This is a genomic window from Streptomyces thermoviolaceus, from assembly GCF_045209695.1.
Classification (GTDB): Bacteria; Actinomycetota; Actinomycetes; order Streptomycetales; family Streptomycetaceae; genus Streptomyces; species Streptomyces thermoviolaceus.
Map to the genome: position 1 here is coordinate 3,383,560 of NZ_CP109280.1, position 25,952 is coordinate 3,409,511.

General features: G+C 73.2%; 25 protein-coding genes and 1 tRNA gene. 16 read left to right on the plus strand and 10 right to left on the minus strand.

The window, feature by feature from the left end; all coding sequences use genetic code 11:
* Nucleotides 1-30 precede the first annotated feature (30 nt).
* From cysS to OG899_RS14870, 3 genes are all read left to right on the plus strand, one after another.
* A complete protein-coding gene (gene cysS, locus OG899_RS14860) occupies nt 31-1,431 on the plus strand; it encodes a cysteine--tRNA ligase (RefSeq protein WP_125497140.1) in 1,401 nt (466 codons plus the stop codon).
* A 153-nt stretch (nt 1,432-1,584) separates the two neighbouring features.
* On the plus strand, nt 1,585-2,520 hold the full coding sequence (gene rlmB, locus OG899_RS14865) for a 23S rRNA (guanosine(2251)-2'-O)-methyltransferase RlmB (protein ID WP_356850221.1): 936 nt from the start codon (nt 1,585-1,587) through the stop codon (nt 2,518-2,520).
* A gap of 158 nt (nt 2,521-2,678) precedes the next feature.
* Complete coding sequence (locus OG899_RS14870) at nt 2,679-4,382, plus strand: DoxX family protein (protein ID WP_406311054.1); 1,704 nt, start codon at nt 2,679-2,681, stop codon at nt 4,380-4,382.
* A 100-nt stretch (nt 4,383-4,482) separates the two neighbouring features.
* On the opposite strand, the gene OG899_RS14875 is transcribed toward OG899_RS14870, so the two are convergent.
* The 3 genes from OG899_RS14875 to OG899_RS14885 all read right to left on the minus strand — a co-directional run bounded on the left by OG899_RS14875 (nt 4,483) and on the right by OG899_RS14885 (nt 7,373).
* Nucleotides 4,483-5,214 carry a nucleotidyltransferase family protein gene (locus tag OG899_RS14875; RefSeq protein ID WP_125497138.1) on the minus strand — a complete coding sequence of 244 codons (732 nt, stop codon included), beginning with the start codon at nt 5,212-5,214 and terminating at the stop codon, nt 4,483-4,485.
* Nucleotides 5,215-5,473: 259 nt separating this feature from the next.
* Nucleotides 5,474-5,923: a hypothetical protein gene (locus OG899_RS14880; protein ID WP_125497137.1), complete on the minus strand. Its 450-nt coding sequence runs from the start codon at nt 5,921-5,923 to the stop codon at nt 5,474-5,476.
* 313 nt (nt 5,924-6,236) lie between these two features.
* Nucleotides 6,237-7,373, minus strand: coding sequence for an ABC transporter ATP-binding protein (locus OG899_RS14885; protein ID WP_125497136.1), 1,137 nt, complete (start codon nt 7,371-7,373; stop codon nt 6,237-6,239).
* A 244-nt stretch (nt 7,374-7,617) separates the two neighbouring features.
* Here OG899_RS14885 and OG899_RS14890 point away from each other — a divergent pair.
* Nucleotides 7,618-7,691, plus strand: a tRNA-Thr gene (locus OG899_RS14890).
* A 142-nt stretch (nt 7,692-7,833) separates the two neighbouring features.
* Here the strand turns inward: OG899_RS14890 and OG899_RS14895 are convergent.
* Nucleotides 7,834-9,486: an FAD-dependent monooxygenase gene (locus OG899_RS14895; RefSeq protein ID WP_125497135.1), complete on the minus strand. Its 1,653-nt coding sequence runs from the start codon at nt 9,484-9,486 to the stop codon at nt 7,834-7,836.
* Between the two features lie 335 nt (nt 9,487-9,821).
* Here OG899_RS14895 and OG899_RS14900 point away from each other — a divergent pair, with 335 nt between their 5' ends.
* From OG899_RS14900 to OG899_RS14930, 7 genes are all read left to right on the plus strand, one after another.
* Nucleotides 9,822-10,955 (plus strand): SchA/CurD-like domain-containing protein, encoded by a 1,134-nt coding sequence (locus OG899_RS14900; RefSeq protein ID WP_125497134.1) that lies wholly within the window; start codon nt 9,822-9,824, stop codon nt 10,953-10,955.
* A 73-nt stretch (nt 10,956-11,028) separates the two neighbouring features.
* Nucleotides 11,029-11,484 carry a cupin domain-containing protein gene (locus OG899_RS14905; RefSeq protein ID WP_229814531.1) on the plus strand — a complete coding sequence of 152 codons (456 nt, stop codon included), beginning with the start codon at nt 11,029-11,031 and terminating at the stop codon, nt 11,482-11,484.
* Entirely contained in the window at nt 11,481-12,749 is a 1,269-nt protein-coding gene (locus OG899_RS14910; protein WP_125497133.1) for a beta-ketoacyl synthase, read from the plus strand. The genes OG899_RS14905 and OG899_RS14910 overlap by 4 nt, the downstream gene beginning before the upstream one ends.
* A complete protein-coding gene (locus OG899_RS14915) occupies nt 12,746-13,984 on the plus strand; it encodes a beta-ketoacyl synthase N-terminal-like domain-containing protein (RefSeq protein WP_125497132.1) in 1,239 nt (412 codons plus the stop codon). The genes OG899_RS14910 and OG899_RS14915 overlap by 4 nt, the downstream gene beginning before the upstream one ends.
* Before the next feature lie 83 nt (nt 13,985-14,067).
* Nucleotides 14,068-14,325, plus strand: coding sequence for an acyl carrier protein (locus OG899_RS14920; protein ID WP_125497131.1), 258 nt, complete (start codon nt 14,068-14,070; stop codon nt 14,323-14,325).
* Nucleotides 14,326-14,327: 2 nt separating this feature from the next.
* Complete coding sequence (locus OG899_RS14925; protein WP_125497130.1) at nt 14,328-14,816, plus strand: SRPBCC family protein; 489 nt, start codon at nt 14,328-14,330, stop codon at nt 14,814-14,816.
* A gap of 31 nt (nt 14,817-14,847) precedes the next feature.
* Nucleotides 14,848-15,180 carry a TcmI family type II polyketide cyclase gene (locus OG899_RS14930; protein WP_125497129.1) on the plus strand — a complete coding sequence of 111 codons (333 nt, stop codon included), beginning with the start codon at nt 14,848-14,850 and terminating at the stop codon, nt 15,178-15,180.
* A gap of 121 nt (nt 15,181-15,301) precedes the next feature.
* On the opposite strand, the gene OG899_RS14935 is transcribed toward OG899_RS14930, so the two are convergent.
* Nucleotides 15,302-16,339: a methyltransferase gene (locus OG899_RS14935; protein WP_125497128.1), complete on the minus strand. Its 1,038-nt coding sequence runs from the start codon at nt 16,337-16,339 to the stop codon at nt 15,302-15,304.
* 131 nt (nt 16,340-16,470) lie between these two features.
* Nucleotides 16,471-17,529, minus strand: a complete 1,059-nt coding sequence (locus tag OG899_RS14940; protein WP_125497127.1) for a nitrous oxide reductase family maturation protein NosD — start codon at nt 17,527-17,529, stop codon at nt 16,471-16,473.
* Between the two features lie 179 nt (nt 17,530-17,708).
* Between OG899_RS14940 and OG899_RS14945 the strand changes: the two genes are divergently transcribed.
* Nucleotides 17,709-18,419, plus strand: a complete 711-nt coding sequence (locus OG899_RS14945; RefSeq protein ID WP_125497126.1) for a pentapeptide repeat-containing protein — start codon at nt 17,709-17,711, stop codon at nt 18,417-18,419.
* 22 nt (nt 18,420-18,441) lie between these two features.
* Here the strand turns inward: OG899_RS14945 and OG899_RS14950 are convergent, their stop codons facing one another.
* Nucleotides 18,442-18,942, minus strand: coding sequence for a hypothetical protein (locus OG899_RS14950; protein ID WP_125497125.1), 501 nt, complete (start codon nt 18,940-18,942; stop codon nt 18,442-18,444).
* 7 nt (nt 18,943-18,949) lie between these two features.
* Here OG899_RS14950 and OG899_RS14955 point away from each other — a divergent pair, with 7 nt between their 5' ends.
* Complete coding sequence (locus OG899_RS14955; RefSeq protein ID WP_125497191.1) at nt 18,950-20,401, plus strand: M1 family metallopeptidase; 1,452 nt, start codon at nt 18,950-18,952, stop codon at nt 20,399-20,401.
* A 260-nt stretch (nt 20,402-20,661) separates the two neighbouring features.
* Here OG899_RS14955 and OG899_RS14960 read toward each other — a convergent pair whose 3' ends face one another.
* Together OG899_RS14960 and OG899_RS14965 are read right to left on the minus strand one after the other, a co-directional pair.
* Entirely contained in the window at nt 20,662-20,955 is a 294-nt protein-coding gene (locus OG899_RS14960) for a hypothetical protein (protein WP_229813849.1), read from the minus strand.
* A gap of 64 nt (nt 20,956-21,019) precedes the next feature.
* The gene (locus OG899_RS14965) at nt 21,020-21,595 is read right to left on the minus strand and encodes a TerD family protein (RefSeq protein ID WP_125497124.1); all 576 of its coding nucleotides are present in this window, start codon (nt 21,593-21,595) and stop codon (nt 21,020-21,022) included.
* A 142-nt stretch (nt 21,596-21,737) separates the two neighbouring features.
* On the opposite strand from OG899_RS14965, the gene arfB reads away from it, so the two are divergent.
* Nucleotides 21,738-22,166: an alternative ribosome rescue aminoacyl-tRNA hydrolase ArfB gene (arfB, locus tag OG899_RS14970; protein WP_125497123.1), complete on the plus strand. Its 429-nt coding sequence runs from the start codon at nt 21,738-21,740 to the stop codon at nt 22,164-22,166.
* A gap of 20 nt (nt 22,167-22,186) precedes the next feature.
* Here arfB and OG899_RS14975 read toward each other — a convergent pair whose 3' ends face one another.
* Nucleotides 22,187-22,771, minus strand: a complete 585-nt coding sequence (locus tag OG899_RS14975) for a flavin reductase family protein (protein ID WP_168131707.1) — start codon at nt 22,769-22,771, stop codon at nt 22,187-22,189.
* A gap of 457 nt (nt 22,772-23,228) precedes the next feature.
* Here OG899_RS14975 and cdgB point away from each other — a divergent pair, with 457 nt between their 5' ends.
* Entirely contained in the window at nt 23,229-24,872 is a 1,644-nt protein-coding gene (gene cdgB, locus OG899_RS14980; protein ID WP_125497121.1) for a diguanylate cyclase CdgB, read from the plus strand.
* Between the two features lie 139 nt (nt 24,873-25,011).
* The gene (locus tag OG899_RS14985) at nt 25,012-25,923 is read left to right on the plus strand and encodes a carbohydrate-binding protein (RefSeq protein ID WP_125497120.1); all 912 of its coding nucleotides are present in this window, start codon (nt 25,012-25,014) and stop codon (nt 25,921-25,923) included.
* The last annotated feature ends 29 nt before the right edge of the window (nt 25,924-25,952 follow it).

Here is a 25,952-nt window from a genome sequence, read left to right on the forward strand (position 1 = left end):
GCACTGCCCCGCGCCCACTACTCTGGAGTGGTGACTATTCGCCTGTACGACACCAGCGCCCGCCAGATCCGTGACTTCACCCCGCTCGTGCCGGGTCGTGTCTCGATCTACCTGTGTGGCGCCACCGTGCAGGCGGCCCCCCACATCGGGCACGTCCGCTCGTACCTCAACTTCGACATCATGCGCCGCTGGTTCGCCTACCGCGGCTACGAGGTGACGTTCATCCGCAACGTCACCGACATCGACGACAAGATCATCGCCAAGGCCCACGAGCAGAACCGGCCCTGGTGGGCGATCGGCTACGAGAACGAGCGCGCCTTCAACGAGGGCTACCACGCCCTCGGCTGCCTGCCGCCCACCTACGAGCCGCGGGCCACCGGGCACGTGCCCGAGATGATCGAGATGATGCAGCGCCTCATCGACCGCGGCCACGCCTACGCGGCCGACGGCAACGTCTACTTCGACGTGCGCTCCTTCCCCGGCTACCTGCAGCTGTCCCGGCAGGACCTGGAGAACCTGCTGCAGCCCTCCGGCGAGGGCGAGACCGGCAAGCGCGACCCGCGCGACTTCGCGATGTGGAAGGCGGCCAAGCCGGGCGAGCCCACCTGGCCCACTCCCTGGGGCGAGGGCCGGCCGGGCTGGCACCTGGAGTGCTCGGCGATGGCGCACAAGTACCTGGGCCGCGCCTTCGACATCCACGGCGGCGGCCTGGACCTGATCTTCCCGCACCACGAGAACGAGATCGCCCAGGCCAAGGCCTACGGCGACGACTTCGCCCAGTACTGGGTGCACAACGCCTGGGTGACCATGGCCGGCGACAAGATGTCCAAGTCGCTCGGCAACAGCGTGCTGGTGTCCGAGATGATCAAGCAGTGGCGGCCCATCGTGCTGCGCTACTACCTCGGCACCCCGCACTACCGCTCGATGATCGAGTACAGCGAGGAGGCGCTGCGCGAGGCCGAGTCCGCGTTCGCGCGGATCGAGGGCTTCGTCCAGCGCGTGGTGGAGAAGGCCGGCATCGTCGAGCCGGCCGCGCAGGTGCCGCCCGCCTTCGCCGAGGCCATGGACGACGACCTGGGCGTCCCGCAGGCGCTCGCGGTCGTCCACACCACCGTCCGGCAGGGCAACAGCGCGCTGGCCGCCGACGACAAGGAGGCCGCCGTGGCCCGGCTCGCGGAGCTGCGCGCCATGCTCGGCGTCCTCGGCCTCGACCCGCTCGACGAGCACTGGGCCGGCGAGGGCGGCGACCGCGGCGACGACCTGCACGGCGTGGTCGACTCCCTGGTCCGCATGGTGCTGGACCAGCGCGAGGCCGCCCGCGCCCGCAAGGACTGGGCCACCGCGGACGCCCTGCGCGACCAGCTGAACCAGTCCGGGCTGGTCATCGAGGACAGCCCGCAGGGCCCCCGCTGGAGCCTGCGCGCCGACTGAGACGCCGGCCGGATCCCCCCGGGGCCCGCGAGGGCCCGGCCGTGCCGCCCGGCCGCCCGGACGGCACCCACCCGGACGTACGCTTTCTGCGTCACCGACGTACGCACGGGACACATACGCACGTACTGAAACGCTCCGACAGACAGGTAGGTCATGGCCGCTCACAACCGCCGCATGTCCGGCAAGAAGGGCGCGCAGGTCGGCAGCGGCGGCAAGCGGCGCCGGGGCCTGGAGGGCAAGGGCCCCACGCCCCCCGCCGAGCTGCGCAAGGGACACCCCAAGCAGCGCGCCGCCCAGGCGAAAGCCCGCCGCGCCCAGGGCCGCCCGCGCCGCGGCGCCGGCCGGTCCTCCGCCGAGCTGGTCGTCGGCCGCAACCCGGTCGTGGAGGCGCTGCGCGAGGGCGTGCCCGCCTCCACCCTCTACGTCCAGCAGTTCATCGACAACGACGAGCGGGTGCGCGAGGCGCTGCAGCTGGCCGCCGAGCGCGGCGGGATCAACCTCATGGAGGCCCCCCGCCCGGAGCTGGACCGCATGACCGGCGGGCTCAACCACCAGGGCCTGGTCCTGCAGGTCCCGCCGTACGAGTACGCCCACCCGCAGGACCTGGCCGACGCCGCCGCCGACGCGGGCGAGGACCCGCTGATCGTCGCCCTGGACGGGGTGACCGACCCGCGCAACCTCGGCGCGGTCGTCCGCTCCGTCTCCGCCTTCGGCGGCCACGGCGTGGTCGTGCCCGAGCGGCGCGCGGCCGGCATGACCGCCGGCGCCTGGAAGACCTCCGCCGGCACGGCCGCCCGCACCCCGGTGGCCCGCGCCACCAACCTCACCCGCGCGCTGGAGGCCTACAAGAAGGCCGGGATCATGGTCGTCGGCCTGGCCGCCGACGGCGAGACCGACCTGTCCGAGCTGGACGTCCTGGAAGGTCCCGTGGTCGTCGTGGTCGGCAGCGAGGGCAAGGGCCTGTCGCGGCTCGTCGGGGAGACCTGCGACGTGCGTGTGCGGATCCCGATGCCGGGCGGCGCGGAGTCGCTCAACGCCGGTGTCGCGGCGGGCATCGTCCTGTACGAGGCGGCACGCCGGCGCCGCTGAGCCGGATCCGGGACGTCCTGCCCGCCGCCGGGCGGGCAGGCGTCCGTACGGTCACTCGAATGGGTGGTTCCGGATCGTCCGCGGCCCTTTGACGGGGCCCGGACAGATCGGGCGGGTCACAGCAGTGTCCTAACTCCTCGTCACTCGGTTAGTTGAGTGTGGACACCAGAACACCCCGCACACCCACGGGGGACCGCTCGTCGGGGTACGACGACGCTCCCGCGCTGAGCATGGTGAAGGTGCCGAGCGATCCGGCGCAGGTCATCGTCACGCACGCCAGTTTCCGCGTGCAGCTGGGCGCCTCCTCGCGGCGCGCTCGCTCCCCGCGGATCGCCCGGCACCCGGGCGCCCTCGAGCACACCGCCCGGGTGCCCGCGGCACCCCACCGCCGCCCCGTCGTGTGGAGCGGCAGATCGGCGCCCGACGACACCGGAGCCCATCGGCTGCTGCAGGCCGTGCGCAGCGGCGGTGTGCGGCACGGCGACCAGCCGGCGGGTGACGCCGGGGCCACCCAGGTCCTCCCGCGCATCGACACCTCCGGCGGCCACGGCGCGGCCCCCGCCGGCGGCGACCTGGACGAGACCGTCGAGACCCCCGTCGTCGGCGCCCAGCGCGGTCCCGGGGCCGGCGAGACCCGGCTGCTGCCGCAGATGCGGACCGCGGGCAGCGCCCACGAGGAGCGGACCGGCCACCACCCGGCGTACGTCGGCCCCGCGGACGGCGCGGACGACGGGGCCGGCGAGCACGGGGACACGGCCGCTCCCGCGGCCGGGGACCAGCCGCGGCGCTCCCGGCGGACCGGCGACGACCCCGCCCGGCACGCCTACTACCCGGGCCGCCGGATGAACCTCGGTGTCGTCCTGCTCCCGCTGCGCATCTTCCTGGGGTTCGTCTCCCTGTACGCCGGCATGGGCAAGCTGTGCGACCCGCTCTACTTCGACGGCGGCAGCCGCGGCTCCCTGGTCACCTGGCTGCACCAGCTGCACCCCTGGGCCGTCGCCGCGCCGCTGCACCACTTCGCGCTGCAGCACCCCGTCGGCTCCGGGCTGGCCGTCGCCTTCCTCCAGGTGATCGTCGGGGTGCTCACGGTGCTGGGCTGCTGGCAGCGGCTGGCCGCGGTGGTCGGTGCGCTGCTGTCCGCCGCCATCGTCGTCACCGTCAGCTGGCGCTCGGCGCCGGTCTACGACGCGCCCGACATCATCTACCTCGCCGCCTGGTCGCCGCTGATCATCGCCGGTGCCCCCGTGTACTCCGTCGACGGGCGCCTGGCCGCCTCGGCGTGGCGGCGGCTGGGTCCGCGCGCCGGCATCTGGGATCTGCGCCGGTACGTGCTGCGCCGCGGCTCGGTGCTCACCGTCCTGGTCACCGGGCTGACGCTGGTGGTGGGGTCCGTGCTCGGCGGTGCGGTGCGCGACGCCGACCGGGTCGTGGTGCCCGGTCCGGGCGAGGCCCCGCGCAACGAGCTGCCCGGTTCACCGCTGCCCAGCACCTCCGCCTCCCAGCGGCAGTCCGCGTCGCCGTCGGCCCCGGCCTCGCCCACCTCCCGCGGGGCCTCGTCCGGCCCGTCCGGCGGCCCGTCGGCCTCCCCGGACACCGGGCAGGACCGCGGCACCGCGACCGCCGGCACGCCCAGCCACACCCAGGGCATCACCGGCCGCACCACGCCGCGTCACTCCTCCCCCGAGCAGCGGGTGCCCAGCACCAGCTCCGGCCCGGCCTCCGGCGGCACCGCGACCGGCGGCGGCCCGACCGGCGCCTCGGGCACCTCGGGTGCCACCGGCGAGTCCGGGGACACCGGCTTCGGCGGCGGCAGCTCCTCCACGGGGCAGCCGGGCGGCCTGGTCGGCGGCCTGCTGGGCTAGCCCCGTCTCGCTGCGTAGCGCTCCGCATTCCGCCCACGCGGGCGACGGGGGTCCGCACCGGCCGGTGCGGACCCCCGTCGCCGTCGTATCGGACGCGTGCTCAGCGGGTGAGGGCGGCCAGCTCCTTCGCGGCCTGCGTCAGGTCCTTCGCGGTGTCGATGGCCCGCCAGTAGGCGCCCTGCGGGATCGGGAACCCCGCCAGCCGCCGCTCCCGGGCCAGCCGCGGGAACGTGGTGCGTTCGTGGTCGCCCCGCTCCGGGAGCAGGTCGGCGAACGAGGGCGCGAACACGTACACGCCCGCGTTGATCTCGACCGTGGACGGCGGGGCCTCGATGAAGTCCGTGACATGGCCGAAGCCGTCGGTGCGCACGGCACCCCACGGGATGCGCGGACGGGCCAGCGCGAGCGTGGCCAGCGCGTCCCGCTCGGTGTGGAAGTCCGCCATGTCACGCAGCGAGAAACGGGTCCAGATGTCGCCGTTGGTGGCGTACCAGGCCTGGTCGGGGCGGGGCAGATGAGCGGCGGCGAAGCGCAGGGCGCCGCCGCGGCCGAGGGGTTCGGGCTCCACCACGGTGGTGACCTTCGCCGGCAGGGACGCGGAGGCCAGCCAGTCCTGCAGGACCTCGGCGAGGTGGCCGCAGGAGACCACCACATCGGTGACGCCCTCCTCGGCCAGCCAGGCGATCTGGTGCCCGATGATCGGCACGCCCGTGCCGGGGATCTCGACCATCGGCTTGGGCCGGTCGTCGGTGTAGGGGCGCAGCCGGGACCCCTGGCCGCCGGCGAGGATGACGGCTTGGGTGGGGCGCAGCGCCGCGTTCGGATGGGTCATGGCGGCACTTTACGTGCCGGCCGCCCGCCGGCCGTGGCGGTCGGGGCCGGGCGGTCCACCGGTCGGGGCGGCTGGGCCGCACGGATCGGCGCCGGTGGGTCGCCCAGGCTAGGCGTCGAAGAGGGCCGTCCAGGCGTGGGAGAGGGCCGTCCAGGCGAACGCCCCGCCGGGGTGGACGCGGCGGGGCGGGAGCGGAGGAAGAAGGAGGCGCGGGCACCGGTCGCCGGGGGCACGGGCCGGTGCGGTGTGTCGCGGGCCGTCAGCTGTGGGCGGCCATGACGCCGGAGGCGAAGGAGGTGTCGCAGACCGGACGGGCGTAGGACTGGGCGCGGGAGGGGCCGTAGATGCGGACCGCGGCACGCCCCAGGGTGCGGGCGATGGAGGCGCAGTGCCGGGCCAGCGCGGGGCGGCCGTTGACCGCCTCCTGCAGATGGGTCAGCGCCACGCCCGGGTTCTTCTCCTGCAGCTCCGTCAGCAGACGGTCGCGCAGCACGTCCTGCGGGGCGCGGGAGCGGTCCGAGGGGCCGGTCAGGGACGCCTCGGACGCGGTGAGCACCGAGTTCGACCCGGTCCCCGACCAGTTCACTCGGGTGACCGCGAGGGTCCCGGAGAGCACCAGGACGACGGGCAGGACGAGGGCGAGGGAGCGGCCGATCCGGCGGGCGGGGCCCCGGCCGCGTCGCGTGGTGTGGGTGGTGGAGTGCTTCACGCGTCGCAGCGTAGCTGCTGGTAGTGATTTGGCGACATTTAGTCACCGTTTCGAGGGATGGGCGGCGGCCGGTTCCGAGGTGTCGTGTTGACGAACGCTGGTCGAAACGTCCCCGCGCACCGGGTGGTTCCGCGGGCATGCGGAAGGGCCCCGTGGCTGTTCACGGGGCCCTTCGTCACGGATCGGGTGAAGCACCCGGAGGCATTCCGGGTTTCAGCCGTAAGGCGTCAGCAGGACGGGGGACGTCGCGCCCCTTTCGTCCCGCCGGACCGTACGGCCCGCGCGGGAGGGCCGGCGTCGGCCGGACCCGGCGTCAGTCGGACAGCCGCTCGCCCGTCGAGGTGGAGAACACGTGGGTCTCGCCCGGCCGCGGCACGACGTGCAGCGTGGAGCCCTTTGCCGGCACCGCGCGGCTGTCGACGCGGACCACCAGCTCCTTGTTCTCGCCGCCGACCTCGACGGTGCCGTAGACGTAGGCGTCGGCGCCGGTCTCCTCGACCACGGTGACGGAGACGGCGAGGCCGGCCGGGGCGTCGGAGCCGTCCTTGGACAGCGAGGAGGACGCGGAGCCGCCCTCGCCGACCACCTCGAAGTGCTCGGGGCGGACACCGACGGTGACGGTGCGGTCGCCCTTGTCCGCGGCGGCCTTGACCGCCTCGCGGTTGACCGGCACCACGCTGTTGCCGAACTTCACCCCGCCGTCGGTGAGCGGCACCTCGACCAGGTTCATCGCGGGCGAGCCGATGAAGCCGGCGACGAAGAGGTTGGCCGGCTTGTCGTACATGTGGCGCGGGGTGTCCACCTGCTGGAGCACGCCGTCCTTGAGCACGGCCACCCGGTCGCCCATGGTCATGGCCTCGACCTGGTCGTGGGTGACGTACACGGTGGTGATGCCCAGGCGGCGCTGCAGCGAGGCGATCTGGGTGCGGGTGGACACACGGAGCTTGGCGTCCAGGTTGGACAGCGGCTCGTCCATGAGGAAGACCTGCGGCTCGCGCACGATCGCGCGGCCCATCGCGACACGCTGGCGCTGACCACCGGAGAGCGCCTTCGGCTTGCGGTCCAGGTACTGCGTCAGGTCGAGGATCTTCGCGGCCTCCTCGACCTTCTTGCGGATCTCCGCCTTCGGCACGCCGGCGATCTTGAGCGCGAAGCCCATGTTGTCGGCGACCGTCATGTGCGGGTAGAGCGCGTAGTTCTGGAACACCATGGCGATGTCCCGGTCCTTCGGCGGCAGGTGGGTGACGTCGCGGTCACCGATGCGGATGGCGCCGGCGTTGACGTCCTCCAGTCCCGCCAGCATGCGCAGCGAGGTCGACTTGCCGCAGCCGGACGGGCCGACCAGGACGAGGAATTCGCCGTCCGCGATGTCGATGTCGAGCGCGTCGACGGCGGGCTTGTCGGCGCCCGGGTAGATGCGGGTCGCCTTGTCGAACTGGACAGTGGCCATGGTGTGGGCCCCCTTCTACCGGCAGGAACGTGCCGGACGATCCGTTGTAGGAAGGTGGATGCCACGACGGATGTGCCGTTGTGGTGTGGTGTAGTCCACACGTGTGAACTGGCACAGGACGGTACCTGGCGTTCACCTGGTCTGTCAGTAGGTGAGAGCCCGTGAACTTCGCGGGAATTCCCGGCGAGGCCGTGCGGCGGGCTGGGTACACTGCACGGGCACGGCGCTGTGCGCCGGTGCACTCGCCTCCTTAGCTCAGCTGGTCAGAGCAGCTGTCTTGTAAACAGCAGGTCGTCGGTTCGAATCCGACAGGAGGCTTCGGACGACGAAGGCCACCCCGGGCGGGGTGGCCTTTGTCACAGGTGCGGGCGCGGATGCCGGCACGGGTCGGGGACAGTCCCGCACGGGTGCCGGCGGGCGGCCAGGCGCGGTCGTTCCTCCCGGCCGGTGGGCGCGGGATTCAGTCCCTGCGCAGCACGGCCGTCAGGACCTCCCGCAGGGTGCCCTCCGGGTCGGGGACGGCGCCGGGCGAGCGCCAGGCGACGAAGCCGTCCGGGCGGACGAGGACCGCGCCGTCGGTGCCGATGCCGTGGGCGCGGGCCCAGTCGGGCCGCTCCGCCTCCGGGCCGGCGGCGCCCTGGTCGTCGCAGGTCAGCTCCGCGCCGATGCGGTACGACTCCAGCGGGACGCCGGTGGCCTGCGCCACGCGCCGGGCCGCCGCGTGCCAGTCGGCCGCGGACCCCGCGTCGCTGAGCAGCACCGGGACGCGCTCGTACAGGTCGAGCGTGGAGATCCGGGTGCCGCTGCGCCGCACCCACAGGTGAGGGGCGCGGGTGCCGGGCTCGCCGGTCAGGCGCAGGTCGTCGGGCACCACGTCCCGGCCGGGGTCGGCGCCGACGACGGCGCCGTCCGAGTAGCGGTAGCCGAGGACGACGCCCAGGATGCCGCCCCGCTTGCCCTCGCCGATGCCGGGGGCGGGGGCGAAGCCGGGGTGGCTGTGCTCGACGGAGCGGGCGGAGGCGCGGGCGCTGGTGGCGACGGCGACGGGACGGCGCTCGGTCTCGTAGGTCGCCAGCAGCCCCGGACCGGCCCAGCCGGCCAGCACGGCGGCGAGCTTCCAGGCCAGGTTGTGGGCGTCCTGGATGCCGGTGTTGGAGCCGAAGGCGCCGGTGGGGGACATCTCGTGCGCGGAGTCGCCGGCGAGGAAGACCCGGCCGTCACCGTACCGGTCGGCGACGCGTTCGGCGGCACGCCAGGACGCCTTTCCGGTGATCTCGACGTCGAGGTCGGGGACGCCGACGGCGCGGCGGATGTGCCGCTGGAGGCGGTCGTCGGTGAACTCCTCCAGGGTCTCGCCGCGCTCGGGGTGCCAGGGGGCGTGGAAGACCCAGTGCTCCTCGTTGTCGATGGGCAGCAGGGCGCCGTCGGCCTCGGGGTCGGTGAGGTAGCAGCAGATGAAGCGGCGGTCGCCGACGACGTCGGCCAGCAGCTTGGAGCGGAAGGTGACGCTGACGTTGGCGAACAGGTCGCCGGGCCCGCTGTGTCCGATGCCGAGCCGGCGCCGCACGGGGCTGCGCGGGCCGTCGGCGGCGACCAGGTAGTCCGCCCGGACGGTGAAGCGCTCGTCGCGGGTGCGGTCCAGGACGACGGCCGTCACCCCGTCGGCGTCCTGCTCGAAGGACTCCAGCTCGTGGGAGAAGCGCACGTCGCCGCCGAGTGCCCGGGCGCCCTTGAGCAGCACGGGCTCCAGGTCGTTCTGGCTGCACAGGCACCAGCCGGTGGGGCTGAACCTGGCCAGGCCGCCGCCCGGGTCGATGTGCTTGAACAGCCATTCCCCTGCGTCGCCGACCAGGGTCGGGGTCTGCAGGATGCCGTGGTTGCCGGCGAGCAGGGCCGCGGCCTGCTTGATGTCGGGCTCGATGCCGGCGACCCGGTACAGCTCCATGGTGCGCACGTTGTTGCCGCGTCCACGGGGGTGGACGGACGTGTCGGAGTGACGCTCGACCAGCAGGTGCGGCACGCCGAGACGGCCGAGGAACAGCGACGTGGACAGGCCCACCAGAGAGCCGCCGACGATCAGGACGGGTACCCGGTGGTCGGCTTCTTGGTGCATCGATGCCTCCAGGTGCGGGGTGCGGGATGTGGGCGCATCCCTGTTTCCATGCCCGGTGCGGGCCCGCGCGGCATGCGTTCGCGGGACGGTTCACCCGCCTGATCACCCACGTGGTGCACACGAGTCGCGCGCCGATCCCGGCGGGCACAGGATCGAGATCACGCTGACGTCGCGTCACGCGCGCCGGCGCTCCCCGTCGGCCGTGACGTCCCGTCAGGCCCTGTCCGTCACGAGACCCCCGACCGCACGACCCGACCCGTCCCCGCCGGCTCGCCGGCCCCACCATCACCAGCCCCGTCCGTGCCCGCCCGTTCCGGCAAGGAGACGTACCGCAGATGACCGCCCTCACCGAGCATGCCCCTCGCACCGTCCAGCAGCAGTCGGCCAAATGTGTCTCCCAGTCCGTCTTCGACGGCTCCCGGCTTCGTGTGGTGCTGCTGGTGGACGTCTACGAAGGCGCCCAGCAGCAGTTCCTGGAGGCCTACGAGGAGATGGGCAAGCAGGTCGCGTCCGTGCCCGGGCACATCAGCGACCAGCTGTGCCAGTCCATCGAGAACCCCTCCCAGTGGCTGATCACCAGCGAGTGGGAGAGCGCCCCGCCGTTCCTGGCGTGGGTCAACAGCGAGGAGCACGTGCGCACGGTGCGGCCGATGCACAGCTGCATCCGCGACACCCGTTCGCTGCGGTTCCACATCGTGCGCGAGACGGGCCGCGGGCTCGACGAGACGGAGCCCGGGCGACGGCTGCAGGCCTCGCCGCGCATCGGCGACGGGGTGATCCGTCACGCGCTGACCTTCACCGTGAAGCGGGGCAGCGAGGAGAAGGTCGCCGAGATCCTCGCCGGGTACGACTCGCCCGAGTCCCGTGTGGACGACACCACCCGGCTGTGCCGGACCTCGCTGTTCATGCACGGCAACCGGGTGGTGCGCGCCATCGAGGTGCGCGGCGACCTGATGGCCGCGCTGCGGCACGTGGCCCGGCAGCCGGAGATCCGGGCGGTGGAGGAGCAGATCAACCCGTACCTGGAGCAGGAGCGGGACTTCACCGACGAGGAGTCCGTACGGGTCTTCTTCACCCGGGCGGCGCTGCCCGCCGTGCACCACGTGACGAGCGGTCACGAGGAGGTGCCGACCGAGCGGCAGGCGCTGTACTACCCGGCCCGCCCCGGCATGGGCATGAAGCTCGCGGAGCTGCTGGCCCGCGAGGCCGAGCGGGCCGCCGACGACCCGGAGGGCCCGGTGCTGCGCAGCACGGTCTACGAGCGCAACGACGTGGTCGTCCGCCTGTTCGACGTGCGGGCGGGCCAGGAACTGCCGCCCGCGACCGCGCTGGGCCTCGCCGACCCGGCGCAGGTGGCGCAGCTGACCACGCTTCTGGACGGGGACGCGGCGGCGAAGGACGGCGACCTGACCCGGCTGCTGTCCCTGGCCCGGATGCGGCTTGTCACCGACCGCCGGGCCGAGGCGTGAGCCCCGGCCCCGTCCCCGCCCCGGCGAAACGATCCGCTTCGTGCCGACCCACCACACCACCGGAGGAGACGTCGTGATCAAACCCCGACCCAGAATCGTGGACCTCAGCGACATCGAGCCCAACGTCAAGCGCGGAGGCGATCTGCGCGCCATGCTCACCCCGGCCACGGTCGGTTCCACCAGCGGCTTCATGGGCGTGGCCATCGTGCAGCCGGGCGAGCGCATCGGCGAGCACTACCACCCCTACTCCGAGGAGTTCGTCTACGTCGTCTGCGGCGACCTGGAGGTGGACCTGGACGGCGAGCCGCATCCGCTGCGGCCGGAGCAGGGCCTGATGATCCCCGCCTACACCCGTCACCGGTTCCGCAACGTGGGCAACGTGGAGGCGCGCATCGTCTTCCACCTCGGCCCGCTGGCCCCGCGCCCGCAGCTCGGCCACGTCGACACCGAGGGCACGGAGACCGTCCCGGTGAGCGCGGCCCAGGCGGCGGAGCCGGAACCGGCCGGTGCCTCGGAGGCCGGGTCATGACCAGGCGGGTCGCGGTCACCGGCATAGGCGTGGTGGCGCCCGGCGGCATAGGCGCCGACGCGTTCTGGGACCTGCTGGCGAACGGGCGCACCGCGACACGCGGCATCACCTTCTTCGACCCGGCGGGCCTGCGCTCCCGCATAGCCGCCGAGTGCGACTTCGACCCGCGGGCGGCGGGACTGAGCGAGGAGCAGATCGCACGCTGCGACCGCTACATCCAGTTCGCGCTGGTCGCCGGCGAGGAGGCGGTGCGGGACGCGGGGCTGGACATGACCCGGGTCGACCCGTGGCGGGTCGCGGTCTCGCTGGGCACCGCCGTCGGCGGGACCACCCGCCTGGAGAGCGACTACGTGCTGGTCAGCCACCACGGCGAGCGCTGGGAGGTGGACCACGAGCGGGCCCGGCCGCATCTGGAGCGGGCGTTCACACCGAGCACGCTGGCCTCGACGGTGGCCGAACGGTTCGGGGCGCGCGGCCCGGTGCAGACGGTCTCCACCGGCTGCACCTCCGGTCTCGACGCGGTCGGGTACGCGCTGTACACGGTGCAGGAGGGGCGGGCCGACATCTGCATAGCCGGCGCCTCGGACTCGCCGATCTCCCCGATCACGATGGCGTGCTTCGACGCCATCAAGGCGACCAGTCCGAACAACGACGACCCCGAGCACGCCTCGCGGCCCTTCGACAACGACCGTGACGGGTTCGTCATGGGCGAGGGCGGCGCGGTGCTGGTGCTGGAGGAACTGGAGCACGCCCGGGCCCGCGGCGCGCACGTCTACTGCGAGCTGAGCGGCTACGCCACCTTCGGCAACGCCTACCACATGACCGGCCTGACCAGCGAAGGCGTGGAGATGGCGAAGGCCATCGAGCAGGCCCTGGACCACGCCCGGCTGGACGGCTCGGCGATCGACTACGTCAACGCGCACGGCTCCGGCACCCGGCAGAACGACCGGCACGAGACGGCCGCGGTCAAGCGGGCGCTGGGGCACCACGCCTACGAGACGCCCATGAGCTCCATCAAGTCCATGGTGGGCCACTCGCTGGGCGCGATCGGGGCGATCGAGGTGGTGGCGTGCGTGCTGGCCATGGCCCACCAGGTGGTGCCGCCCACCGCCAACTACGAGACCCCCGATCCCGAGTGCGACCTGGACTACGTCCCGCGGGTGGCCCGCGAGCGACGGCTGGATGCCGTGCTGTCGGTGGGCAGCGGCTTCGGCGGGTTCCAGTCCGCGGTGATCCTGACCCGGCCGAGGGAGAGGTCATCATGAGCGCACCTGGCACACGGCGGGCGGTGGTCACCGGTATCGGTGTCGTCGCCCCCAACGGAACCACGGCCGAGACGTTCTGGAAGGCCACCCAGGAGGGCGTGACCGTCCTGGACCGCATCACCCGCGAGGGCTGCGGGCATCTGCCGCTGAAGGTGGCCGGGCAGGTGCCGTCCTTCGACGCGTCGGCGGCGATCGAGGAGCGGATCCTCGTCCAGACCGACCGGTTCACCCACTTCGCGCTGGCGGCGGCCGACGAGGCGCTTCAGGACGCCCGGCTCGGCCGGGCCGACACCGAGGACGCCCCGTTCTCGGCGGGCGTGGTCACCGCGGCCGGCTCCGGCGGCGGCGAGTTCGGCCAGCGGGAGCTGCAGAAGCTGTGGGGCAAGGGCAGCCGCCATGTCGGCCCCTGGCAGTCCATCGCCTGGTTCTACGCGGCCAGCACCGGCCAGATCTCCATCCGGCGCGGCTTCAAGGGGCCGTGCTCGGTGGTGGCCGCCGACGAGGCGGGCGGCCTGGACGCCCTGGCGCACGCGGCCCGGGCCGTGGCCCGCGGCACCGACGTCCTCGTGGCCGGATCGACCGAGGCGCCGCTCGCGCCGTACTCGATGGTGTGTCAGCTCGGTTACGGCGAGCTGAGCCCGGTGGCCGACCCGCAGCGCGCCTACCGCCCCTTCACCGGCGACGCCTCGGGCTTCGTGCCCGCGGAGGGCGGGGCGATGCTCGTCGTGGAGGACGAGGAGGCGGCCCGCGCGCGGGGCGTGCCGGTACGGGCGGTGATCGCCGGGCACGCGGCGACGTTCACCGGCGCCGGCCGCTGGGAGCTGTCCCGGCAGGGCCTGGCGGAGGCGATCCGCGGCGCCCTGGCGCAGGCCGGCTGCGCGCCCGAGGAGGTCGACGTCGTCTTCGCCGACGCGCTCGGGACGCCGCAGGCGGACCGGGCGGAGGCCCTCGCCGTCACCGACGCGCTCGGCGCGCACGGCCGGCAGGTGCCCGTGACGGCACCGAAGACCGGCATCGGCCGGGCGTACTGCGCGGCGTCGGTGCTGGACGCGGCGGCCGCGGTGCTCGCCCTGGAGCACGGCCTGATCCCGCCCACCCCGAACGTCGCCGACATCTGCCATGACCTCGATCTGGTGACCGGCCGTGCCCGCCCCGCACCGGTGCGCACGGCCCTGGTCCTCAGCCGGGGGCTCATGGGCTCGAACTCGGCGCTGGTGCTGCGGCACGGCGTCTGAGGATCCGCCGCCCCCGTCGGGGGCGGCCGGAAGCGGCCGGACGCCCCCGGGCGGCGGCCGCGCGCAGGAAGGAGAGGAACCGCATGAGTGACCGCATCACCGTGGAAGAACTGTCCGAACTCATGAAGCGGACGGCCGGGGTCACCGTCAGCCCCGAGGAGCTGGCGGAGCGGACCGACACCGCCTTCGAGGAGTTCGGCATCGACTCGCTCGGCCTGCTCGGCATCGTGGGCGAGCTGGAGAACCGGCACGGCACGCCGATGCCGCCGGACGCGGAGCACTGCAAGACCCCCCGGACGTTCCTCGACCTCGTCAACAGCACTCTTCTGGCAGGAGCGTAGACATGGCCGGACACACCGAGAACGAGATCACCATCGCCGCGCCGGTGGACCTGGTCTGGGACATGACCAACGACGTGGAGAAGTGGCCGCAGCTGTTCAGCGAGTACGCCTCCGCTCAGGTCCTGTCCCGGGAGGGGAACAAGGTCACCTTCCGGCTGACCATGCACCCCGACGACAACGGCACCGTGTGGAGCTGGGTCTCCGAGCGCGAGGCGGACCGGGACACGCTCACCGTCCGGGCCCGCCGGGTCGAGACCGGGCCGTTCGACCACATGAACATCGTCTGGCGCTACGAGGAGGTGCCCGGCGGCACCCGGATGGTGTGGACGCAGGACTTCGCGATGAAGCCCGAGGCACCGGTGGACGACGCCTGGATGACCGACAACATCAACAAGAACTCCAAGGTCCAGATGGCGCTGATCCGCGACAAGATCGAGAAGGTCGCGGCCGAAGGCGGGCACCGGGCCGAGCCGGCCCTGGCCGGCGAGTGAACCGGACGCGGAGACACAAGGGAGAAGGCCCATGCACCAGGCCCTGATCGTGGCCCGGATGGCGCCGGGCTCCGCCCCGGACATCGCCAAGATCTTCGAGGAGTCGGACCGGGGAGAGCTGCCGCACCTGGTCGGGGTGACCCGGCGCAGCCTGTTCCAGTTCCACGACGTGTATCTGCACCTGATCGAGGCGGACCGGGACCCGGGCCCGGCCGTCGCCGCGGTGGCCGACCATCCGGAGTTCCGCGGGATCAGCGAGCGGCTGTCGGCGTACGTCAGCGCGTACGACCCCGAGACCTGGCGGTCGCCGAAGGACGCCATGGCGCACCGCTTCTACCTCTGGGAGCGCGACGGCGGCAGCTGACGCCGCCGGGCCGCCCGGTGGCGAGCGGACACGGACAACGGCCGCCGGGCCCGCGGCGCATCGCGGGCCCGGCGGCCGTCGGCCGTCCCCGGCTGGGCGATATCCGGGTCGTCCGGTCCGGTCAGGCGGGGACGGTGCAGTCGAAGGCGTGCAGATAGGCGTTGACGGGGCTGATGTCGTCGATGACCAGTCCGGCCGCCCGCAGCCTGCTCACCATGGACTCGGTGGTGTGCTTGGCGCCGCCGACGTTGAGCAGCAGCAGCAGGTCCATGGCGGTGCTGAACCGCATCGACGGGGTGTCGTCGACGAGGTTCTCGATGACCACCACCCGGGCGCCGGGCCCGCCGGCCGCCATCACATGGCGCAGGCAGCGGGCGGTGGAGTCGTCGTCCCACTCCAGGATGTTCTTGATGATGTAGACGTCGGCCTGGACGGGCACGGCCTCCCGGCAGTCGCCGGGCACGATCGTCACCCGGTCGGCGAGGGCACCGCCCGGCCGCAGCCGCTCGTCGGCGTGGTCGACCACGCGCGGCAGGTCCATCAGGGTGCCGTGCAGGTCCGGGTACTTCTCCAGCAGCCCGGCCACCACATGCCCCTGGCCGCCGCCGATGTCGGCGACCGACTTGGCGCCGGACAGGTCCAGCAGCGCGGCGACGTCCTGCGCGGACTGCCTGCTGGACGTCGTCATGGCCCGGTTGAACACGTCCGCGGACTCGGGGGCGTCCTCGTTGAGATAGACGAAGAACTCCTTGCCGTACAGGTCCTCCACGACGTTGCGGCCGCTGCGCACCGCCTCGTCCAGCTTCGGCCAGGCGTCCCAGGTCCACGGCTCGGTGCACCACAGGCAGATGTCGCGCAGGCTGCCCGGGTCGTCCTCGCGCAGCAGCCGGGACATCCCGGTGTGCGCGAAGGTGCCGTCGGGCTGCTCGGCGAAGACGCCGTAGCAGGTCAGCGCGCGCAGCAGCCGGCGCAGCGGCCCGGGCTTCGCGTGCACCGCGGCGGCGAGGTCCTCGGCGCTCATGGGGGTGTCCCCGAGCACGTCGGCCACGCGGAGCCGGGCGGCGGCGCGCAGGGCGGCGGCACATGCCGCCCCGAACGCGAGTTCCCTCAGCCGCATGGGCGGCGGCGGAGCGGGGTGAGCGGTCTGGGCGGTCGTCATGCCGCCTTCCTTCCTTCTCGTCGTCTGTCTCGGATCCGGCGTGAACGCGTCCGTCCCGGATCCGGCGTGAACGGGCGGTGGATGCGCGTGCGGTCGGGGCCGCACGGGTCAGGGCCGCACGGGGCGCGGCGTCAGCACAGGCCGGCCGGGGTGGATGCCTTGCAGGTGTTGCCCTGGAAGGTGTTGCCGCTCTTGGCGTTCTCCTGGTCGACCAGGTCGGCGGGGGAGTTGTCGCGCACCGTGTTGCCGTGGATGCGGTTGCCCTCGCTGGTGGCGCCCACGAAGCTCTTGAACAGCACGATGCCGCCGGACAGCGGCGAGGTGCCGGAGTTGCCGGTGACCGTGTTGCCGGTCACCTCGGTCTTCTCCACGCCGGTCAGCACGATGCCGGAGCCCTGCAGGAAGGGCAGCCGTTCGGTCTTCGCGCAGTACTTGTTGTTCTTGGCGACCCGGTTGCCGCGCACCGTCACGTCCCCGGTCTTGGGCTTGTTCTCGTCGCCGACGACGAAGACGCCCGCACAGTTGCCGGTCACGTCGTTGCCGGTGACGCTCACCGCACGCAGCCGGCGCACGGTGACGCCGATCCGGTTGTTCTCCAGGCGGTTGTCGGCGATCCGGGTGCCCTTGGTGTCCGTGGCGCCCTGCTCGGCGGTGACCGTGTTGGCGAGGAACAGCCCCGCGTCACCGTTGTTCCGGGCGGTGTTCTGCCGGTACACGCTGCGGGTCGCGCGTTCCTCGGCGATGCCCCAGACCCCGTTGTCGGCGGCGGTGACGCTGCGCACGGTCAGATGGTCGGTGCCCACGGCCATCAGCCCGGCACGGGAGAAGCCGCGCACGGTCAGGTGGGAGACGGTGACGTCGCGCAGCGGGGCACCCTTGGCGCCCGCCACGCAGATGCCGTTGCCGCGCTTGCCGCACTCGTCCTGCGCCTTCTCGGCGGGCTGCAGGATCGTGCTGCTGCCCATGCCGCGCAGGGTCAGGCGCGGAGTGGTGATCTTGACGCTCTCGCGGTACGTGCCGGGCAGCACCAGGACGGTGTCGCCCGCCTTGGCGGCGTCCACCGCCTTCTGGACGGACTCGCCGGGGTGCACCAGGTGGACCTTGCCGGAGGAGGTCGCGGGAGCTGCCGCGACTCCGCAGCTGACGAGCGCCGCAGCGCTCAGAAGCAGGGCGATATGGCGTTTCGTCATATTCCGTACGGTATGACTCGGTTGTCTCCGGGCTCCCGGATGCGCCGTCCGGCGGCGTGTCACCGCCGTACCGCGGCGCGGTCCGGGTCCCTGCCCGGTCCGGGTCCCTGCCCGGCCGGGAGCGGGACGGCCGGGAGCGGGACGGCCCGGTTGTCGGTGGCGGGGTGCACGATGGCGGCATGGTGAGGAGAACGACCGGGGCGGGAGCCGGCGGGGCCGGACGGGGCCGAGCCGGGGCGCGGGTGAGGGCGGCCCGGCGGCCCGAGGTGCGGCTGCCGCGGCTGCGGGCGCACGACGGCCGTCCGCTGGCCCCGGACGGCGACTTCGACTCGCTGGAGTTCGACGGTGCGGACTTCACCGGGCAGGACGGCGCGGGCGCCCGCTTCCTGGACTGCGCCCTGCGGACCTGCGTGCTGGACGACGTCTCGCTGCGCGGGGCCCGTGTCCTCGACTCGGTGCTCACCGACGTCCGGGGCGTGGGCTGCGACCTGGCGGAGACCACCTGGCGCGATGCGGAGCTGGCCGGCGTCCGGCTGGGCGGGGTGCAGCTGTACGGCGCGGTCCTGGAACGGGTGCACATCCGCGGCGGAAAGATCGACTACGGGAATCTGCGCGCGGCACGGCTGAGGGACGTCGTCTTCGAGAACTGCGTCCTGGTCGAACCGGACTTCTCGGGTGCGCGGCTGGAGCGGGTGGAGTTCACGGACTGCGCGCTGACGGGCGTGGACTTCGGCGCGGCCACGCTGCGCGACGTGGACCTGCGCGGGGCCGCGCCGCTGCGGATCGCCCGTGGCGCGGACCGGCTGTCGGGCGCGGTGATCGGCACCGCCCAGCTGCTGGACCTGGCACCGGTGCTGGCCGCCGAACTGGGCATCACCGTCGCTGACTGAGCGCGCCCCGCCACCGGCGGACTCAGGGCACCCGGGGGAAACGCGCCTGGAGGGTCCAGATCGCCGGGTTCTCGCCCAGGTCCTCGTGCAGGTCGACCAGGTCCGCGATCAGGTCGTGCAGGAAGTCGCGGGCCTCGCGGCGCAGCTCGCGGTGGGAGAAGGTCAGCGGGGGCTCCCCGGCGGGCATCCAGTCGGCCTCGATGTCCACCCAGCCGAAGCGGCGCTCGAACAGCATGCGGTCGGCGGACTCGGTGAAGTCCAGCTCGGCGCGCTGCGGGCGTGCCTGGCGCGAGCCCGCCGGGTCCCGGTCCAGCTGCTCCACGATGTCGCACAGCGCCCAGGCGAAATCCAGCACCGGCACCCAGCCCCAGGCCGTGGCCAGCTCCCGGTCGGACGCGGTGTCGGCCAGGTACACGTCGCCGCAGAACAGGTCGTGCCGCAGCGCGTGGACGTCCGCGCGGCGGTAGTCCGTCTGCGGCGGGTCGGGGAAGCGGGTGGAGAGGGCGTAGCCGATGTCGAGCACGCCCACGATGGTGTCACGGCCGCCGCTTAGGATCGCACGCGTGTGCCGATCTGCCCCGGTTGTCCGGACCGCCGCCCGCCGCCGTGCCCGGACCGTCGTCGCCGTCACCGCCCTGCTCGCCCTGGCCGCGGTGGCCTGCGACGGCGGCGTGCACGGCCGGCCCGGCGGCTACGGTCTGCGCGACCCGTACTTCCCCAGGGCCGGCAACGGTGGCTACGACGTGAGCCACTACGGCCTCACCCTCGCCTACGACCCGGCCGTCGGCCGACTCACGGGCACCGCGGTGATCACCGCCCGCGCCACCGCCGACCTGTCCGCCTTCGACCTGGACCTCAGCGGTCTGCACGTGACCTCCGTGACGGTCGGCGGGCGGAGCGCCCGCTTCCACCGGGCCGGGCAGGAGCTGACCGTCCGGCCGCACGACGCGCTGCGCCGGGGCGACCGGTTCGAGGTGACCGTCCGGTACGCGGGCACCCCGCACACCGTCACCGACCCCGACGGCTCCCAGGAGGGCTGGCTGCCCACCGCCGACGGCGCCCTCGCCCTCGGCGAACCGGTGGGCTCCATGGCCTGGTTCCCGGGCAACCACCATCCCTCGGACAAGGCCGCCTACGACATCACGGTCACCGTGCCCCAGGGCCTCACGGCCGTGTCCAACGGCGAGTTGACGAGCGAGACCAGCAGCGGGGGCAGGACGACGTTCCGCTGGCACAGCGCCGAGCCGATGGCGAGCTATCTGGCCACCCTGGCCGTCGGCCACTACGAGATCAGCCGCCCGGTGCTGCCCGGCGGCCTGCCGGCCTACGTGGCCGTCGACCCCGCCGAGGCCGCAGCGAGCCGCGAGGTGCTCGCCCGGCTCCCCGAGGTCGTGCGGTGGGCCGAGGACACCTTCGGCCCGTACCCGTTCGCCTCCGCCGGGGTGATCGTGGAGCGGCCCGGGGACGCCGGGTACGCCCTGGAGACGCAGACCCGGCCGGTCTTCCCCGGTGCCCCCGAGCCGTCCACCCTGGTCCACGAACTCTCCCACCAGTGGTACGGCGACTCGGTCACCCCGAGGACCTGGCGGGACATGTGGCTCAACGAGGGGTTCGCCACCTACGCCGAGTGGCTGTGGGACGAGGACCACGGCGGCCCCACCGCACAGCAGCACTTCGACGAGCTGTACCGGTCGGACGACGAGGACCTGTGGGCCTTCGCGCCGGGCGATCCCCCCGACGCGGCCCGTCTGGCCGCCCGGCCCGTCTACGACCGCGGCGCCATGGTGCTGCACCTGGTGCGCCGCGCCGTCGGCGACCGTACCTTCCGTGCCGTGCTCAAGGACTGGGCGGCCGCGCACCGTCACGGCAACGCCGGCACCGAGGACTTCACGGCGTTCGTGGAGCGGCGGGCGCCGGGCGCGGACCTCGAACCGGTCTGGCGCGACTGGCTGTACGGGGACGGGAAACCGGCGTACCCCTGAGCAGCGGGGCGCGTCGCGCAGCCGGTGCGGGTGCCCGGCGCACAGCAGCGGCGTGCGCAGCACCGCGCAGGGCCGGCCGCGTGCCCGGTCCCTGCGGTGGTCGATCACCCGGTGGCCGAGGGCGGTCCAGAAGACGAGGCCGCCGGTGTTGTCCTCCGGCACGGCACAGCGTACGGCGGTGCGTCCCGCGGCGCGGCAGCGGTCCTCCACGGCCCGCGCCGACTCCCGCCCGAACCCTGCCCGTTGACGGTCGGCGTGCATCAGCAGCAGGCCGATCCACGGTCCGGGTCCGCCGGGTCGCGGTGGTGGTCCAGGGTGATCGCCAGGCCCACCAGCCGGCCCTCGCTGCGGCCGAGCAGCACCGTGCTGCCCGTCACGGCCCGTTCGTCCGTGAGCGCGGCCGCCACCTGCCCGGAGGTGAGGGCGTCCGGGGCGGGGAAGTCGCCGCTGAGTGCGTGGACGTCGCGGTTCGAGGCGTACAGCGCGGTGAGTTCGCGCAGCAGCCCGTCCGGCAGGCCGACGTCCGGAGCGAGGGAGAGGGGTTCCGGGTCCACCGGGGCACGGCAGCGCGGACGCCCGCCGCCGCGGAGGGCGTCCGCGTCACCGCACCGGCGGCCGTCAGACGTTGACGCCGAAGTCCTGGGCGATGCCCGCCAGGCCGGAGGCGTAACCCTGGCCCACCGCGCGGAACTTCCACTCCGCGCCGTTGCGGTACAGCTCGCCGAAGATCATGGCCGTCTCGGTGGCCGCGTCCTCCGACAGGTCGTAGCGGGCGATCTCGGTGCCGCCGGCCTGGTTGACGATGCGGATGTAGGCGTTGCGCACCTGGCCGAAGTTCTGGCCGCGGTTGTCGGCGTCGTAGATGGACACCGGGAAGACGACCCGGTCCACGTCGGCGGGCAGCGCCGCGAGGTTGACGTTGATGGCCTCGTCGTCGCCGGCGCCCTCGCCGGTGCGGTTGTCGCCGGTGTGGACGATGGAGTTGTCCGGGGACTGCTTGTTGTTGAAGAAGACGAACCAGGCGTCGGAGTACACCCGGCCCTGGGCGTTGACCGCGATGGCGGACGCGTCCAGGTCGAAGTCCGTGCCGGTGGTGGTGCGGACGTCCCAGCCGAGGCCCACGGTGACGGCGGTCAGGCCCGGAGCTTCCTTGGTGAGCGAGACGTTGCCGCCCTTGGACAGGCTTACAGCCATGGTTGGGGAGTCCCTTCCCTCGTTGCGTGTGCGGACGAAGCTATCGCCATCACTGGGAACGGCGAAGAGGGGCCGCGTGGTTCCGCAGCCCTTTACTTTTTTCACGCATGACGTCACCGGCGGAAGACGGGACCATGGAGGCATGTCCGGTCCCTATGTCATCCGCGGTTCCGTCACGCTGCCCATGGCCGAACTCGCCTGGCGTTTCTCGCGGTCCTCGGGGCCCGGCGGGCAGCATGTGAACACCAGCGACACCCGGGTCGAGCTGAGCTTCGACCTGGCGCGCACCGAGGCGCTGCCCCCGGTGTGGAAGGAGCGTGCGCTGCGGCGGCTGGCGGACCGGCTCGTGGACGGGGTCGTCACCGTGCGCGCCGGTGAGCACCGCTCCCAGTGGCGCAACCGGGAGGCCGCGGCCCTCCGCCTGGCGGCCCTGCTCGCCGAGGCGACCGCGCCGCCGCCCCGGGCGCGCCGGCCCACCCGGGTCCCGCGGGCCGTCACCGAGCGGCGGCTGCGGGAGAAGAAGCAGCGCTCGGAGATCAAACGGGGCCGCTCGCGCCGGAACTGGGACTGACCGGCCGGCGCACGGCAGCCTCAGCCCAGGTGGCGGTAGCTGCCGCGGAAGTACAGCAGCGGGCCGCCGTCCGCACTGGGCAGCCGGGCCGTCAGCACCCGGCCGATCACCAGGGTGTGGTCGCCGGCGCTCACGCGCTGCTCGGTGCGCAGCTCCAGGGTGGCCAGGGCGCCGCCCACCAGCGGGGCGCCGGTGACCTCACCGCGCACGTACGGGATGTCCTCGAAGAGCAGACGGTCGCTGACCCGGCCCCTCATCGCGAAACGGCCGGCGATGTGACGCTGGCTCTCGGCGAGGACGGACACCGCCCACAGCGGCTGCTCGGCCAGCAGGTCGTCCATCCGTGAGCCCTCGCGCAGGCTGACCAGGGCCAGCGGCGGGTCCAGGGACACCGACACGAACGCCGTCGCCGTCATGCCCACGTCCTCGCCGCGCGGCGCCATCGGGTCGTCCGGGTCGAGCGGCGGTTCCTGTGCGGTCACCAGGACCACGCCGGCGGCCAGCCGGGACATCGCGGCGCGGAACTCGTCGTTGCTCACCCCCTCAGCATGCCCGGCGAGGGCGGCTGGGGAGGCGGAGGACGGCACGGGAGATGTGTTCAGCACACATCAACGCTAATGACCGGCCGCGCCGGGCCGCATCGGGCCCTGGCCCCAGGGGGGTCCTAGGACCGGCGGCCCATGCGCGGCGCACCCCGGACGCCCGCTCGGCCCGTGCCCCGGCCCGAGGCGCGGGCCGCGCGGGCCGAAGGCCGACGGGGCGGGGCGGATCCGGGGCGCCGTGGCTGAATCAGTGCACTTCATGCGGCTGTTGCCCCACCGATGCACCCGCCCGGCCGCGCACCCGTTGTGGCGGTGAACGCACGGGAAAAACGAAGAATCTCCCCGCAATTGTTCAGCTTTTTCTGTGACTTGAGTCACAAGGTAGGGCAATTGTTGACCCTGTGTACCGAGTGGGCTCCGCGCTGTGATTCAGTGGCGTAGACCGACGGTGCGAGCCGACGGAACGATACGCCGATGACAACCCTTTGAAGTGCTGCGAGGTTTCGGGGGGAGGGCGAGCATGGAGACCGAGTCGGAGCCCTACGTCCGTCTTGCGACCCTGCGACAACTGCACCAGGTCATGGCGGACCTGAACACCGCGCGCAGCCTGGCGGACACGCTGCAGACCGTCGCCGACGGCGTGGTCACCGGCCTCGGCTACGAACTGGCGTGCGTCAACCTCGTCCGCCCCGACGGCGATCTCGTGGTCGCCGCGTTCGCCGGGGACCCCGCCGCCGAGGCCCTGATCACCGGCCGGGTCGGCTCCCGCGCCTCCTGGGAGCGCCGGCTCAGCATGGGCGAGCACTGGGGCGACCTGGTCTTCATCCCGCACACCGAGGGCTGGGTGCTCGACGACGACGACGTCCCGCAGTGGCACACCGACGGACCCGAGCCGCGCTTCGAGGGCGAATGGCACCCGGCCGACCGTCTCTTCGCGCCCATGTACGCGCCCGCCTCCCACGGCTCCCCCGGGGAGCTGATCGGGGTGCTCTCCGTGGACCGCCCGCGCAACGGCCGCCGCCCCGGCGCCTGGGGCCGGGAGGCCTTGCAGGTGTACGCCTTCCAGGCGGCCATAGCGATCAGCAACGCCCGGCTGCGCGCCAACATGCAGCGCGCCCTGGTCCGCCTCGAGCGCGAACAGCAGGCCCTGCGCGCCAGCGAGGAGAGCTTCCGCCAGGCCTTCGAATACGCGCCCTCCGGCATGGCCATCGCCGAGATGGGCGGCGACCAGCACGGCCGGATCCTGCGCACCAACGACGCCCTGTGCCGGCTGCTCGGCCGTCCGGCCTCCGCGCTGCGCCGCTACTCCTTCGCCGACCTGGTCCACCCCGAGGACGTGGGCACCCTGCTGCGCACCTGCGGCTCCGGAGGCCGGGCGGAGCTGCGCCTGGCCCGCCGCGACGGCAGCTACGTCTGGGTCTCCCTGCGCAGCTCCGTGGTCGCCGACGCCGCCGACGGGCCCCGTTTCCTGCTCACCCACGTCGAGGACATCGAGGACCGCAAGCGCCGCGAGCTGCACCTGGCCCACCGCGCCTCCCACGACTCCCTGACCGGCCTGGCCAACTCCGCCGAGCTGCGCGCCCGGCTGTCCGCCCGGCTGTGCCGGCGGCCGCAGCACGAGCAGGGCGACGACCAGCCGCTCGCGGACGCCGCCTACGGGCACCCCGCCCTCGACGCCGACCCCGACTTCGGCTTCGGCATGCCCCCGCAGCAGTGCGACCACCATGTGCACGCCGTCGCCCCGCAGGACGACCGGGACGACGGCACCAAGGGGCTCGCGGTCCTCTTCTGCGACCTCGACGGCTTCAAGTCGATCAACGACCGGTTCGGGCACAACGCGGGCGACGCCGTGCTCATCGAGGTCGCCCGGCGGCTGAGCAACGGCGTGCGCGAGGGCGACACCGTGGCGCGGCTCGGCGGTGACGAGTTCGTGATACTCGCCGACGGTCTCGGCCGGGCCGACGCCCAGGACCTGGCCGTCCGGCTGCGCAACGAGATCATCCAGCCGATCCGTGCCGAGGGCCGCGCCGTCCGGGTCGGCGCCAGCTTCGGCATCGGCTGGGCGCACTGCGGGATGACGGCGGACGAGGTGCTCAAGTCCGCCGACGAACGGATGTACATCGAGAAACGATCTCGTCCCAAACAGCACCGCCGGGCCGGCTGAACCGCAGGTCACAGCGGTGCGGCTCCCCGCGACACCGTTCGGGGAACATCAGAGCGGGTAGGCTCGTCGAATCCGACGACGTTTCCACGACGTACCGCACACCGACCCGCACACTGCACCTGTTTGAGGAGACCTAGGGATGACGCCCGGCAACAACGGCGCGAGCACGCCCGAGGACGACGACCCGTTCGGGTATCTCTACGCCGACGGTCAGGCCAACGGAGCCCAGCCGCCCTCCGGTGGCTACGGCTACCCGCACTCGGTCAACCGGGTCCGCACGGTCGGTCAGCGTCAGTACGGCCAGGTCCCGCAGCAGCAGGGGGCCTACGGCCGGCCGAACGCCCACTACGCCGCCCCCGAGACCCTGCCGGGCGGCGCCCAGGCCAGGCGGCAGGGCGCACCGGCCGCCCCGGGCGGCGGGCGCGGTCGCGGTCCGAACACCAAGGGCCTGCTCATCGGCGCCGTCGCCGTGGTCGCCGCGGTCGTCGCCGGCATCGGAGTGGCCATGCTCGGCGACGTGTCCGGCGGCACCGAGGACGACGCGGGCGCCAGCCCCACCCCGACGGTCAGCGAGACCACCCAGCCCACCCCCTCGGCGACCAGCAGCGTGGCCCCCGACGGGGAGCTGCCGAAGATCGACGCCAAGGCGCTGCTGCTGGGCGGCGGCGCCACCATCGCCAACGACGTCAAGGGCGCCCAGGCCGACGGCGGCGTGTACGTGACCAACTTCAACCACGTCGGCGCCTCGGTGACGTGGACCGTCAACGGCATCCCGGAGGACGGCAAGTACACGGTGTTCCTCGGCTACGGCGTCCCCGGCAAGGACGGCACCGCCACCCTCACGGTCAACGGCACGGCCCTCAGCACCCCGGTGAAGCTGAAGAACTGGGCGGGCGCCCCGGAGGGCGACTACGAGAAGGGCTGGACGAAGACCTACAACTACGTCCAGCTCACCAAGGGCACCAACACCATCAAGCTCTCCTGCGAGGAGGGCAACCAGTGCGACGCCAACCTGGACCAGCTGTGGCTGGAGAAGGGCTGGGTCAAGTAGCGCCCGTGGGACGGGACCTGCCCGGGACG